We start from the raw sequence: 14,635 nt of genomic DNA on the forward strand, positions 1-14,635 counted from the left end.
AATGTTGACTTCTATTTACGAGAAATCTTACCTTTTGCAATAAGATATTCTACTAGAGATTCTACACCATCAGAGTATAAACCATTCACTCCATTATTTATCATCCAGTCATAATCTGCTCTCCAGAACAGGTTCACACATAGTTCGCTATTGAGGTGTTGGGAGGGGTTACAATCCCTTGGAATACTAATTGTTTGTCTATCAAAAAAACTTGTCATAAATGGTTCTATATAATGCGAGAAAGTCCATTTTGGCTTAATTTTCCATCCATCTATAGCACCTGCATCTTGGACTCCATTTATCACATTACTGAAGAATTCCGTATTAGCCAGTTCCACAAGTCCCGGCTCATATCCATTATTCATATTCAGAATCACACCGGTATAGGTGTAATCATCCAATACAGAATATTTTAAATATTCTTCAAATCGCTGTAACATCCCATCGACACCAAACGAAACCGTTCCATTTGATGAAAAAGGGTCTGTATAGTTTTCCTTAGGCTCATAAAGGTTCGGTATCATTGATATTTGTCTCATGAAATCTTCCCCATATTCTTTCCGATAATGTTCTATTGTAAAATCGTTTACATAAAACATAAAATTCACTTGGCCTTCCATTCCGTTACTGAGAACTAATCTATACAACTCATCCAAATATTTAAGGCCATCCTTAAAGTCTAGGTTCGTTGGCAACCCACCGTTTCCTTTGTTCCTCATCCATGATAAAGCATCATTCGCATTGATTGGATTCACATAGTTCCCATTCACCTTAACTTTGCACCCTAAGTAATCTCTGGCATGTAAATCTTTGATGTCATTCCATGTTAATGCTTTAATTAAATTCGCACTATGATCCCAAACACCACCCTCAAGGTCTTTCCATGCCGCAGACCTATTGTTCAGGTCTTTAATGGAAACGCATTCCGCATCATCAGCAATGTTCGCTACACGAAGTAGGGTTCCGTCATGATTGCATACAAATACTCCATCACTAGAACGTCTTACATCCACCTCAACCACATCAATGTAATCAGAAAATCTCCCACTCAAAGCCTGTTCATAAGTCGCAAAAGTATTGGCTGCCTGCCCAGCATAATCAATCGGAAAATGGGAACCTATTTGATCCCAGATTCCTCGATGTGCGCAGATGGCAAAATCATCAAGATTCCCATAGTTGACATAGCGGTTGTACATTTTTTTACTGGCCATATCATCATTCGGTAGGAAGGTATTGTCCATCTCATGAGCCATGGCAAAAGGTCCCTCGGCACTGGCTGTGTAAACAACCGGAGAATTATAAACCACTTTGAACACATCAAATGTTTTCTCCAATGTCGTATTATCAAGATTGGTATATGTTATTTTAAAAGTCCCCTCCTCCTGAGCAACAACACTTAAACCTGATGGCGAACCAAGTGCTGTAGTCAAATCGGATACAGTCCGCGCAGAAGTAGTAGTGTTTCTGCCATAGGCCATAAAAGTTACATTTTGTTGGGGGTCAAAGTGAATTTTGAATGTACTCGTAAAGTCTGAATAGCTGGTCCAATATGTGGTATTGTTCGGATCATTTGGATCCTGTAAATTGTCGTACGGTGCAGTAAATTTTAAGCCTGAATTGTAAAATAGGCTATTATTGGCAATGTTTGTAACAGAGGCACTATTATCATAACCAAATGTTCGATTCAATATCAAAGGTTTAAATTCGTAGTTGCTGCCCTGAATCCGAAGTTTTGTGTAGCTATTAAATAAAAGACCCGGATTCAGCTCACCTAACCCAGGAAGTTTTAACCCTGTTATTGAGGCGTTATCTGTCTCTAATTTTACTATCAATGACATGGTATGATCCTCCAATAGCGTGTTTCCGTAACAATTCGCAAAATCAGGGTCATCCCAGCACTGATTTGCCTCTAAAACCGGACCTACAACTTCCTTGTAATGAGTATAGTAGTCATCAGAATTGTCACAAGAGTATCCAAAATAATTCCAAAACGTACAATAAGCCGAGTGAAAAAGGGATTCTGTCGTAGCAGTTCCTGAGTAGTCATCGATACTTGATGAGGTAAGTTCCACTTCGTAAATCAGAGTACCGCTTTCGGATTCGGATAAAGTGACTTTTGCATGTCCTCCGGTTCCAACAGTTCCTCTTATCCCATACGTTTCATTTGTATCTGAAATTAACTCAACAAGGTCAATCAATTTTAGATTGATATGGGTTGATGTTTGCGTATTCACAGTGGCTCGTGAAGGTTTTATTCCAATAATGAGAAAAACCAATAAAGTGGCCATACGCTTTACGTTTCTAATGCAGATTTGCAGTTTGCTTGCTAAATTTGAATGTTTCATGATATTAATATTTATTCATTGCTAAAAGTGGACTCAAAACCCCTCAAATCCTGATAAGTCATATAAATCAAAAAAGGTTGATAAAATATGGATGCTGCCCCAAGTTGTTTCTCTTCAATAGTAAAGCAAGTATTTGAACACATTATGTTTTGAATAATACCTAGATATGAATATTGGCAGAACAACTGACCTTACCGGAATTCAAGCTATACCAGTTTCAATAAATAGCTTTGAAGTTCTCATAAACATGTTTTTTTTATAAAAAAATAAAATAACTGTTGTTTTCTCGAACCCCATTAATATTTAGTCATAGTGATTGTTTTGATAAGAAATTATTATTCAGATAAATATGGCCCAAATTCGCTCGTTATACTCAAGCTTCTCTCATCCAATATATACACCATATAATTAGTGCCTCCTGGAGCAACTCTAATCACAATATGTCCATGCGTACTTTTATATTTTCCTCCAAAAAAAGGCCCATATGTGACCAAAGTCTCCTGATGCATGTTTGTAGAAAAGATATCTCTATCTTCCATAGTACCGCTGTTATAGGCAAGCCGCTGATAGACTTCTTGTCCTGGATGATCAGAACACCATGATTGTTGTACCACTACTTTTGGATCCAACTTATTCACAAAAAACTCATTGGTCGCATCCCTATTTCCATGGTGGTTTAATGTCATTACTTCTACTTTTCCAACTGCCTTGGCCATAGGGGTCTCTACATCAAACCAATCCGGCAGGCCAAACCCCTGAAGACCTGTGTTATCTCCTCCTGTGAAATAATCGAATTTCCCATAACTCAATTTAATAGCCAGACTCAATGGGTTCTCATGATAATCGCCATTGTAAAACTGCAACATATCTTCTTTGGAAAAATATTCGAATGTTTCAGTGCCTGTTCCATTCCAAATTGTCGCATTTCCCTTTACACTAGTAATTTTGAATGTTGGATACTTTTCAGGGTTAGTTTTTAAAATTATTTGAGAAGTTTTTCCTACCTGAATTGATTCGGCAACAACAGGGTTTTTATCGATGAATTTTAAATATTCTCGAAATTTCTTTGCTTCTGAATGGTTTCCTATAAAATGTCCTTTTAAATCCAATGGATAATCATATTTTGGATAGTCTCTGTCAATTATTTTTTTAATTGGAATTAATTCGCCTAACTCAACTATACCTGCAAAGTGGTCACTGTGGAAATGAGAAATCAAGGCATAATCTATACTCGTATTAATAGCCCCATTCAGCATATGTCTTATATACCTGGCGATCCATTGGGGAGCAGATAGTGAATCATTGGGGATTATAGAAGTCACCTTTAAAGGAGAGTTTTTTTTCAAGAACTCATTAGAATCCATATTGCCCACATCAAAAATCACAGTCGTTCCGTCCGGAAGTATCATAAAGCAGGCGTCTCCTTTGCCCGTATTAATATGATGGATATCTAAATATCCGGTTTCCCAGCTTTTAAATTCCCTGAGGTTGTTGGTTTTGTTTGGTTTACTTCTTTTGTTTATGTCATAGCCTACATTAAACTTTCCCATCGAATCAGATAAAGGAAGTATCAGCAATATGCTTATGACTATTATAAAATGTTTCATGATTGACTTTTAAATAAGATGGTGGAATGATTGATTTCGCAGCTATAAATCAAAGCAAGTGAAATGGTTCTACAGATTAATTCTCATTGCCTATGGTCAATGCCCCTAACATCAGGTGTTGGTTATAATTTGTATAATGACGTTGTTTTTCCATTCAAATCAATATCAAGCCCGTTCTAGGTACTCTCAAATCCGTTTTTATAATATAGATTCATTGATTGTGAATAATTAACATCATTGAAATATCCAGCTAATATAACCTTGTCATTAACTCTATGATTTAATTCCAGGTATTTGATTAAATCAAAAGAAGCACTCGTCAATGAATCCTTTATACCAGTTGGAACGTGCAAACTGTAAACTGTTACGGTGTCCCCTTCTGAGATAATAATTCCACAAATCGCTCCAGTGGGCTTCCATCCGTCTCCTTGTGTTACTACATCACGTCCCTCAACAATAGGATGTTTACTCAAAATTGACTTAAACCTCCCATAGTGTTTGTGAGTTAGTTGTGGATATTGCAGGATGTGATTTCCATATACAACTTTTTTAGTCCATCCACCATTTGGCACCTCGCTGAAACCTATTATGTCTGGTTTTAAGGGAGCATGTAAATCCGTAATCTTTGAATACTTAGCGGTTCTCGAAAATTCAACATTGTACGCCACAATGGTTAATTCCTGTGCTAATACAAGGTTTTGAAAAATGCTAAAAAACAGTACTCCCAGTAATACTCTTTGTTTCATGGAAATTATAGGAATAAGTCCCGCATTTCTGCGGGACTTGATTATGAACCTAAATAATTAATACCCTGGGTTTTGTTTTAGTGCTGGGTCAGCATCAATTTGGGACTGAGGAACTGGCAACAATAAATTGTCTTCTCCTATTGTAATGTTCATCCCTATTGAAGCGAAATAAGCATTCATGATCGATATAGCCATATTTGCTCGAACCAAATCAAACCACCTTTGCCCTTCGTTTATTAACTCAAACTTTCTTTCACTTGCAATTGCCTCCCTGATTTCGGACTTGCTCACTGCTGTCGTATTTGATAGTCCTGCACGGTTTCTAATACTATTGAGAAGGTCAATTGCACCAGTAGCATCTGTCTCATTTAAGGCTTCTGCTAACATTAATACAACATCTGAATATCGAATTACGATAAAATCACTTCCTCCATCGTTGGAATTACCAGAATTAACTGACCATTTGTTGGTGTAAGGAACTCCGGTACCGGTCTCTTTGAAATAGGCACTTTTCCTAAGATCTGAAGCATTATATGATTCGTAGAAGTCCATGGTAGGAATATTGTGACCCTTTGCGTTCGCAGTAGCTCCTGCCGGACTGAATTGGGAGAATGCATTACTACCTTCCGAGTTACCGTTAAGCTCTTCTTTAAACTCCACAGCAAATAGTACCTCAGAATTATTCTCGTTTGCAATTCCAAATATTGAATTCACATCAGCCACCAGACTATAATTGCCTGAATCTACAACTTTTTGCAACTCCGTTGCTGCATTCCCATATTGACCCAATGTCAAATAAACTTTGCCTAAGAGAGCCTGCGCTGTTCCCTTTCCAGGCCTTCCAGCTCCATTGACGTCTGGTAAGAGTGAAATCGCCGAAGTAAGGTCACTTTCTATCTGGGTATAAACTTCACTTTTAGCTGTGCGCCCCTGACCGAAATAACTTGTAGGATCGATGGTCTCCCTCGTCACCAATGGAACATCGCCGTATAATCTTACGAGGTTAAAATACATAAGTGCCCTTACAAACCGTGTTTCCCCTATCCGATGATTTTTCACATCACTATCGTTGAAGGAAATATCATCTATTCGATTCAATACCAGGTTCGCTCTTTGAATAGTAACATATGAATGTTGCCAAATGTTAGCTACAACCGAATTTCCAGGGAAAGTAGTGAAATTATCAAGTTGTCCAAACCTTCCATCATCATTGGTTGGAACCTCTTCAAAAGTAATATCTGATGATACTTCACCTGCTGCTATGAGATCTAAACCGTAGAGTCCTCCAGCCTGTAGCGAGGCATAGACTCCCATTATAGCACTCTCTATTTCCACTTCTGTGGAAAAGAAGTTGGAAGCATCTTTTTCGGTAATCGGGCTCTGGTCAAGTTCATCAGTACATGAAGTTGATAAGACACCAATTATCAACATTGAATTTATGATCTTTCTATATAATTTCATGATCCTTGATTTTAAAATGTTAAGCTTATTCCAGTCGTTATGATTCTAGGCACAGATGATCCTCTGGCTTTTATAAAGCCCTGAAGAAGTGGATCCGTATCACCAGACTCAGGATTTACACCTCTATAACTTGTAATTGTGAACAGGTTATTGGCTGATAGGTATAACCTCAGTTTTGTCACACCTATTTTTTCGAGTGCTTCTTGAGGTAAATTATAACCAATTTGAAGGCTTCTTAGCCTAATAAAATCGCCAGTTTGAGCCGAATTGGTTGATTGTCTGGTCGTTACCCTAGCTGCAGAAAAGGTGTTATTTGGTTGAGCCAAGAATCCATCAGGGTTGTTTTCGGGATGGTATCTGTTTTGAAAAAAGTACTCCGTTGGAGGAACAAAGCTTTCTCCAGATTCAATCAAAATACCAGTCCAGAAATCATAAACGTTTCTACCTTCTACTCCTGTAAACCCAAAGCTAAAGTCAAAATTCTTATATTTTAAATTAGCTCCGAAAGCATAAATAAAATCCGGATTAAATGTGCCTAAACCAATGCGATCATCTGCATTCACCTGACCATCTCCATTGGTATCACGTACAATATAGTCACCTACCTGAGTGGCTGGTAGGCTAGGAGAACTATCAATTTCAGATTGAGATTTGTAAACTCCTATAACGTCATATCCATAGAGTTCAGCAATTGGTCCACCCACTCGTGTTCTAAACGGAAACCCTGATGAAGATTTTATAATCTGATCCTGGTCAGGGCCTAATGCAAGAACTTCGTTGCTGTTAGTTGATATGTTGGCGTTAAAACCTAAAGTAAAATCTCCAAGCTGAATATCCTGTCCCCTTAATTCTAACTCGATCCCTGAATTCCTTACTTTACCAACATTTTGCAAGGAAGAATTGAATCCAGACTGTTGTGGAACTGGTACATCCAGCAACAAATCCTTAGTGGTTGAAACATAGTACTCACCTGTAAAAAGAAGTTTGTTATCAAAAAAACCTAAATCCAAGCCTAGATTAACTGACGTGTTGGTTTCCCAGGAAAGGTTGTCATTTGGTGACGAACTGGTAGCGAAACCAGGAGCAAGGGAACCACCAATAGTATAGTTGTCTACACCAACCAACGCTTTAGATCCGAAAGCACCAATTTGATTGTTTCCGGTTTGTCCCCAACTGGCTCTAACTTTAGCAAGGCTTAATTTTGAGTTTTCCGGAAAAAAACCTTCATTGCTTATAAGCCATCCAGCTGACACAGACTTGAATACACCCCATTTTGAATTGTCTCCAAAACGGGAAGAACCATCCGTCCTTAAAGAGGCTGATAGCAAATATTTGCTATCAAAATCATACTGAATACGGCCGAAATATGATACTTGAGCCCATTTTTGTCGGTCTGAAACAACTGAAAAACTACTTCCTGCTGCTATATTGTCCAAATTGTCATCCACAATACCGGTTGCGCTTATCACCGTATGCGTCAAATTTTCTTGTTGGTAGCTAAAACCTCCTAAAAAGTCTAAAGAATGCTTATTTACCTCCTTATAATAACTTAAGGTATTCTCAGTCAGTAGATTTTCATATCGAGCACTTGTTTCGGAACTGTTGGCTTGGTTGTTTACTGCATCGGTTCTGTAGGTACCAATGTAGGAAGGCTGATAGTAGTCTATAAAAGTACTCCTGAAATCACCTCCTAATGAAGTCTTGGCAACCAGTCCATCGATGATTTCATACTCCAAATAAGCACTTCCGAATGACCTAAATCTATTCTGTACGTTTTTTGACCCTAGAGTCATAGCAACAGTATTTTCTCCCAATGCACCATCACCTTCTGTAACGGCTCTAATTTGCTCGCTTATAGCAAAGGAACCATCATTATTGTAGGGCTTGAAGAACGGGTACATGAGATAAACCCCTGAGCCAGGGTCGGCCGGAAATTCCCCCCATCCAACATTCGCATCTATGACACCTGTTTGATCATAAGACGTGTTTAGGTTCATTCCCAACTTCAGGTTCTTAAGAATGTCAGTATCAATTCTAATATTCGAAGTATACTTTTCGGTACCGCTCCCAATAAGAATTCCATTTTGATCCAAATAACCTATCGATGTAGTCAACCTTGTTTTATCAGTGGAATTGGAAATAGAAACGTTATAATTTTGAATGCCAGCATTATTATATATTTCATCCCACCAGTTTGTGTCGGTAAGCCCTGGTGTTCCATTTAAGTATGGCTCAATGAAGTCCAGGTTAAGCTGTCTTCTGCTTGCGCCATTGGCCAAACGAGTTGCATTATCATCACTTGCGTTTCGATTTGCAGGATCTACTATCACATAGGCATAATCCCTAGCTTCTTTCTGGTATTGGGCATAGTCGTAGGCACCAATCGTTCTCAGCCCATCTGAACGTGACTGTACTCCTGCAAACACATTGACATTTACTTGCAACCCTTCTCCTTTGGCTTTCTTGGTGGTGATGAGCAAAACGCCATTTGCAGCTCTGGAACCATAGATTGCTGCTGAGGCAGCATCTTTGAGGACATCAATACTTTCAATGTCATTCGGGTTAAGAGAGCTTAAGGTACTTCCTTCTGACAATGGGAATCCGTCAACAACGATCAAGGGATTGCTTCCAGCCGTCAATGTTCCAGTTCCTCTGATGATTATATTCGAATCTTCACCTGGGTTGGCTCCATTTTGGTTTACTTGGATACCAGAAATTGCCCCTGTCAAGGCGTTTTCAAAATTTCCTGTAGCATACTTCTCAAATTGTTCGGTCTTCACCTCTGAAATGGCTCCAGTTATCTTGGCCTTTGATTGGGAACCATATCCGATCACCACAATATCCTCTAGTTGTTGGGCATCCATTTCCATTTGAATATCAACCGCTGATCTACCATTAATAGTTACCTCCTGGGTTTTATAACCCACAAATGACACAACCAAGATTGCTTCTTCAGAAACATTCAATTTATATCTACCTTCCAAATCCGTAGTGGTGCCATTGGTAGTACCTTTTTCTATTACAGATGCACCAGGAAGGCCCTGTCCATTTTCATCGGTGATTTTGCCGGAGATTTCTACATCTGACAGATACTCAATAACCGAATTGCCTGATTCGGAATTCCTTTTCCTGCTGAATACAACAACGTTGTTGTTGATCCTCTTAAACCCAATGTTTCGTTCTCTGGAGATTTTGAGAAGAACTTGTTCAAGGTTGGTTTCACTTTGATCGAAAAAAAGCTTTGTGTCCAGCTTATCTTCCAACTTGTTTTCGTCAATAGAGAAAACCAAATCCGTTCTTTCCTCAATCAGTGAAAATACCTGTGAAACTGTTTTGTATTCACTGACAGAAAATGCCATTTGTTTTAGTGGCATGTAATTCTGTCCCTTTGTGCCGCCTGCAGCAAGAATATTTGCAAAAGCGGACTGGATGATTACGATATATACGAAATATTTAGATATCATATATATATGAGATAGCCATTGTGACTTCATAAAGTTACTAGTTTTAATGTTAAAAAATGATTGTTTGATGCATCACACCTGCCTGGCAGGCATAATTTTGCACAAGACACTCTGTTCCCATGTCACTTTAGTGTTCAAGAAATGATCTGATTTTAAAATGTCAGGATCACCTTTTTGTCTGTAATTTCAAATTTGAAATGTTCAGTTTTACTTATGACTTCCAATACCTGCTTCAAACTCTGTTTTTTGAAGCGGGATGAATAGGACCATTTTCCAATACGTTTTGGATTTACAACTTCAAATTCAACCCCATACCACCTGCTCAGTACTTTGATCACTTCATCAAATGTCGCTTTCTTAAACACAATCTCATTTTCAGTCCAGGCGATCACCTCGTCTATGAGAAATGTATCCTTTGAAAGCGTATTTGTAGATAATTCAGAAATGACCATTTCGCCCTGACTCAGAAAAGTTGTTTGAGTAGATTGATCACTATTCTGGGTCACCTTGACACTACCCTCAGTCAGGTAAACTTTGACTTCCCGTTGATCAAATCCATCAATGTCAAATGCTGTTCCTAAAGCTTGTACCGTCAACCTGTCCAGAACAACCATAAATGGCTTTGTGGTGTCTTTTTCCACTTCGAAGAATGCTTCTCCTTGCAGATTGACTCCCCGTACGGAATCGGCAAAACCTTCAACGTAAGATATGGAACTCAGTGCGTTGAGCCATACTCCTGTTCCGTCTGGTAGCTTGATTTTGGTTTTTATACCGGACGGATTGGATTTCGTTATGATCTCATACGCCACTTTGTTGGCAGTATTACTTTCACTGAGGTACTGATATAGTATGAAAGAAAACGCAATGAACAGAACCGCAGCAATTCTTAAAAATGAGTTGGTATAAATCCAATACCTTTTCGAATGAGGGCTTTCCTTTTGCTCTCTATTCAAGATAGTGTTAAGGATAGCTTGCTCTTTCAAATCACTCACCTTAGGGTTTTGGAATTTGAAACCGTTTATTACTTCTTTGGCCTGAAAAAATAATTCACGGCTGTCTTCATTGTTGCTCAACCAATCCATCCAGTAGTCAGTATTTTCAGCAGTTGGGTTCTTTGCCCAGCTTTTGAAGTTCTGATCTGTAATGAAATCGTTAATATGGTTGTAGTTCTTTGGCATTCTGATTCATGAAAATATCTAAGTGGTACTGTTGCTTTTAAAATTAATCAAAAGCCAGGTCTTTATAATTCGGTGTGACAATTACCCCACACTTCAAATAATACCCGAAAGCAATAATTTGGGCAATCGTTGCATCTAATAGTGACCAGATACACGTTCCTGGTGTGAGCTACAATGTACAAGGTCTGTTCTTGAGCAGGACTCAATTGCCACTGTTTTCTTCGATTTGTTTGGTAATAGTTTCTTCATAATAATTCTGTTTTATTATGATAGGCAGTGACATCACCAAACGACATCAGATTTATCTAAAATTTATGATATTTTTATTTATTCAAATAAATAAAAGTGATGTTTTAATAATTTATGTAAAAAAAATATGAAATTTACAACAAAAGAATTGGATTTAGACTGGTTTCGGAACTGTTGTGGACAGTATTTCCATAAGTGTCACCAAAGTAAGTGACGGAACACTTTCTCTTAACAAGTCCAGTGTTTTGTACATCAGGTTTCTGACGGACTTGGTGTTTTCGTATCCAAGAATGGATCCTATCTCCCCATAGCTGAAGTCTTTGTAGAAATACAAATACAACACCTCCCGCTGTTGCTCTGAGAGCTTTGTAATTTCGCTTTTTAATTTGGCCGTAATTTCTTCCTTCGTCTGCTTTTCAATGATGGAATCTTCAATTGAAAAGTCCAGTTCGAATGTGGTGGCTGGAAGTTCGTTGAATACTTTCTTCTCGCGATCCCTCTGACGGATTATCTTTCTCCTGTAAGCCTGGTATAAGTAAGGTTGTATAGAATCAGTATCTGACAAATGTTCTTTCCTATCCCTCAAATCCATAAACAGGTCCTGGATGGCGTCTTCAATGAGATTATCGTTTCGAGTGAACTGAAACCCATAATTGTGGAGGGTCTTAAAGTACTTCTTGTAGATATATACGAATGCTGATTCATCTCCTTGCTTGAAGAGTTTCCAAATCCGGAAATCATCCATTTCGCCAAACTTGGACAAGTCCGGTTTTCCTTCCCAAGCTGTTTTATTCTCTGACTTGTTATCTCCTGTTACCTGCACGGCATCAAATTTCAATCATTAATTTAAAAGATATTTGCAAACTAAAAAATGTAAATGTAGTGCAAAGGTTGGAGAATAGGGAGAAGCAATTGGTTTGTAAGTTTGAAAAATAGACTTTTTAGTTTTCACCAACACATCTGTCCAAAATGGATTAAAAAATAAATGCCAATGAATAGCCCCTATTGCTAGTGTAACGATTTGTTAGTTAACAAATTAAAAAATATGCGATTTAGGTCTTCAGTATGGGCTTTTGTGTTAAAAATTAGTTTGCTGATTTACAAATCATCACACTAGGGATCCAATAGTTTGGTATCTAACATCCTAAACACCATTGACACTATGAATAACCTTATTTGCACAAATTCTTCAAATCTTAAACCATCTAGCCAAACTCTCAACAAGCTGGTTGGCAGCCACAGGGACAACTAACATGAAAAAGGCATCAATAGCAGATTCACTTAGTGACCATATTGTTCTGCCAGTTTTCCAAACTTAATTCATTGTGCGATGTGTGCAATGGACTCAAGTTACCCCTCCAGGCTATCTGAACCACCCCTATATAAAGCGGCCATCTTGTAAATCTTCTCTTTCTTATCAAAACCATAGATCACTTTTCCCCAATCAATACCTTTATCTTTATACAAATTGATCAAATGATCAGGGCTTGGGTTTTGGTATGTTTTAGTTCTAAAAAAGCAGTGCCACAAGGGTGGCTATATCGATCTCAATGGGTATTTAGGGTTTCAGACACCACTGGTAAGCATTTAGCGGTAGCATAGCGCAACTCATTCCAGTATAATTCCTTGCTTTGCTGAACTGAACTACACCAATAATTTTCCAACTCATACCACAGTACAAGTAACAAAGTATAGCTCTTCTGGATCGCAAGATTTATATACGTTCTTTGACACTATACAAAATAAATATTATGCAGCAGGAAACAAACTGTCAAAATATTTTCTTTGACTAATAGACATTATCACGGTTGATTTATTATGGAGAATTTTGCTCTTAAAAAAACCGCCAATTCATTGCTAATTTTGGAGAAAAAAATCTTGTAATCTCTCTATGCACAATCAACCGTGATAATGTCTAATTTATAAAGTCATCTATTACGCCGAAATGACTAAACACATTGATTCTTGGATGTCATCAGAACCCAAATCTCAATTACCCTTCTCGGTAGAACCATGCTGATGCCACATGCAAAAAGCGTGTAAAATACACTTGATTCAACTATTTTGGTTATTCTAGCACTACGTTCTTATTCTAAGAGATCTTGTATAGGTAATTCTCCTATTTATTACAGTATAAGTATTAGCCTGATTCCTAACAAATATGTTATGTCTACTTTTGAAGTATTATTTCATTTAGCGATAAGCTTTTAAAATCAATTTATGATGAAGCCACAGTTACTATATATTATTTTCTTATTTTTTGTATTTACATTTCAATATTCAAAAGCACAAAATACTAAAAGTGAGTACTTGGTACGTTCATCCATAGGAATTACGGGATCTTCAGTCATCAGCTCAAAAGGCAGTAAAACCTATACCATCCAGCAAAGTGTAGGTCAGGCAAGTATAACAGGTACTTTTAGTACAACTCAATATACCATACGTCAAGGATTTATACAACCAGATGTACTTTCTAAGATTTTAGATAAGGATATTTCATTAGAATTAGAAAGTAATTTTTATCCAAACCCCTTTGTAGAAAGTGCCACTTTAGCATTTAATGAAACCATAACTGGAAAAGTAGAAGTATCTGTTTTTGATACATTCGGCAGATTGGTTTTTTATAAAGATTATGAGGCAGAAAAGAACTTAAAAATTAGGTTTCAAAATCTACCAGAAGCTAATTACATTCTAAAAGTAATCGCTAATGAAAAGCAATTTGTAAAGCATATTAGAAAAAAATAAGTTTCATCTTAATTTTATTAACCAATCAAAAATCTACTTACTATATGAAAAAAGCAATCTTAATGGTGTTTTTCATGGCAACAACGGCCATTGCAACTGCGCAAAATTTATATGTAGAAAGCGGGAAATCAACTACTTCTTTTGACTATAAAAACTCACAAGGTACAAGTTTAGAAAACTTGCAAGCTACCAACCAAAGTTTTATGGCAATTGGTTGTCAAAACCAACTTTTTATAGCTAAACTACAAGCATACGCAGGACTTCATTATGCCAGCTATGGTGCTATAGGAAGTGATCCTGCCATAGGAAGCTTTATGGAATGGGAGGTGAACTATGCAGGAATTGATGTTGGATTTGATTACGATGTAGTAGATATTAAAAAAGCGAGTGTTTATTTAAAAGGAGGTCTATCAGCAGCCCATTTTATTCAGGGCACTCAAAATTTAAATAATAGTGTCAGTGATTTAAAAAATAATGATGACTTTGATACTAATTTAATAACCTTGCAAATAGGAGTGGGAGTTGCCTACCCGATATCAAATCACCTTTCATTATACACCCAGTACTTGTATGGAAAAAGTTTCGATATGATCAAAGGAGATGAAAGCCTAAAGATAAAAAGCACCAGCATCAGTTTTGGATTGTTGATTGACATTTCAAAAGAAGGAATTAAAGAGACTAAAAAGAGAAAATAATTAGCCCTACTTTGTCACATTATCCATAGCCTGTAACCAAATTTCTTTCGATCTGCCTTTGGTATTGATTTAACCAGTTCAAACAGTTTTCAATGGTAGCATCTTGAGATTCCCACCTGCTTACAATAGTAGAAGCGACCAGTTT

At 37.4% G+C, this 14,635-nt stretch carries 9 protein-coding genes; 2 read left to right on the forward strand and 7 right to left on the reverse strand.

Features of this window, described 5'->3' with window-relative positions:
* Positions 1-11 precede the first annotated feature (11 nt).
* The 7 genes from AAOP42_RS13535 to AAOP42_RS13565 all read right to left on the reverse strand — a co-directional run bounded on the left by AAOP42_RS13535 (position 12) and on the right by AAOP42_RS13565 (position 11,888).
* Positions 12-2,345, reverse strand: a complete 2,334-nt coding sequence (locus AAOP42_RS13535) for a glycerophosphodiester phosphodiesterase family protein (protein ID WP_349529066.1) — start codon at positions 2,343-2,345, stop codon at positions 12-14.
* Positions 2,346-2,680: 335 nt separating this feature from the next.
* Complete coding sequence (locus AAOP42_RS13540; RefSeq protein WP_349529067.1) at positions 2,681-3,952, reverse strand: ComEC/Rec2 family competence protein; 1,272 nt, start codon at positions 3,950-3,952, stop codon at positions 2,681-2,683.
* Positions 3,953-4,128: 176 nt separating this feature from the next.
* The gene (locus AAOP42_RS13545; protein WP_349529068.1) at positions 4,129-4,698 is read right to left on the reverse strand and encodes an endonuclease/exonuclease/phosphatase family protein; all 570 of its coding nucleotides are present in this window, start codon (positions 4,696-4,698) and stop codon (positions 4,129-4,131) included.
* A gap of 57 nt (positions 4,699-4,755) precedes the next feature.
* The gene (locus AAOP42_RS13550; RefSeq protein WP_349529069.1) at positions 4,756-6,159 is read right to left on the reverse strand and encodes a RagB/SusD family nutrient uptake outer membrane protein; all 1,404 of its coding nucleotides are present in this window, start codon (positions 6,157-6,159) and stop codon (positions 4,756-4,758) included.
* Between the two features lie 11 nt (positions 6,160-6,170).
* Entirely contained in the window at positions 6,171-9,653 is a 3,483-nt protein-coding gene (locus AAOP42_RS13555) for a SusC/RagA family TonB-linked outer membrane protein (RefSeq protein ID WP_349529070.1), read from the reverse strand.
* Positions 9,654-9,775: 122 nt separating this feature from the next.
* Positions 9,776-10,801 carry a FecR family protein gene (locus AAOP42_RS13560; protein ID WP_349529071.1) on the reverse strand — a complete coding sequence of 342 codons (1,026 nt, stop codon included), beginning with the start codon at positions 10,799-10,801 and terminating at the stop codon, positions 9,776-9,778.
* A gap of 403 nt (positions 10,802-11,204) precedes the next feature.
* The gene (locus AAOP42_RS13565; protein ID WP_349529072.1) at positions 11,205-11,888 is read right to left on the reverse strand and encodes an RNA polymerase sigma factor; all 684 of its coding nucleotides are present in this window, start codon (positions 11,886-11,888) and stop codon (positions 11,205-11,207) included.
* A 1,382-nt stretch (positions 11,889-13,270) separates the two neighbouring features.
* Here AAOP42_RS13565 and AAOP42_RS13570 point away from each other — a divergent pair.
* Positions 13,271-13,795, forward strand: coding sequence for a T9SS type A sorting domain-containing protein (locus AAOP42_RS13570; RefSeq protein ID WP_349529073.1), 525 nt, complete (start codon positions 13,271-13,273; stop codon positions 13,793-13,795).
* Between the two features lie 44 nt (positions 13,796-13,839).
* Positions 13,840-14,490 (forward strand): outer membrane protein, encoded by a 651-nt coding sequence (locus AAOP42_RS13575; protein WP_349529074.1) that lies wholly within the window; start codon positions 13,840-13,842, stop codon positions 14,488-14,490.
* The last annotated feature ends 145 nt before the right edge of the window (positions 14,491-14,635 follow it).

Source organism: Reichenbachiella sp. MALMAid0571, from assembly GCF_040151475.1.
Classification (GTDB): Bacteria; Bacteroidota; Bacteroidia; order Cytophagales; family Cyclobacteriaceae; genus CAXBNB01.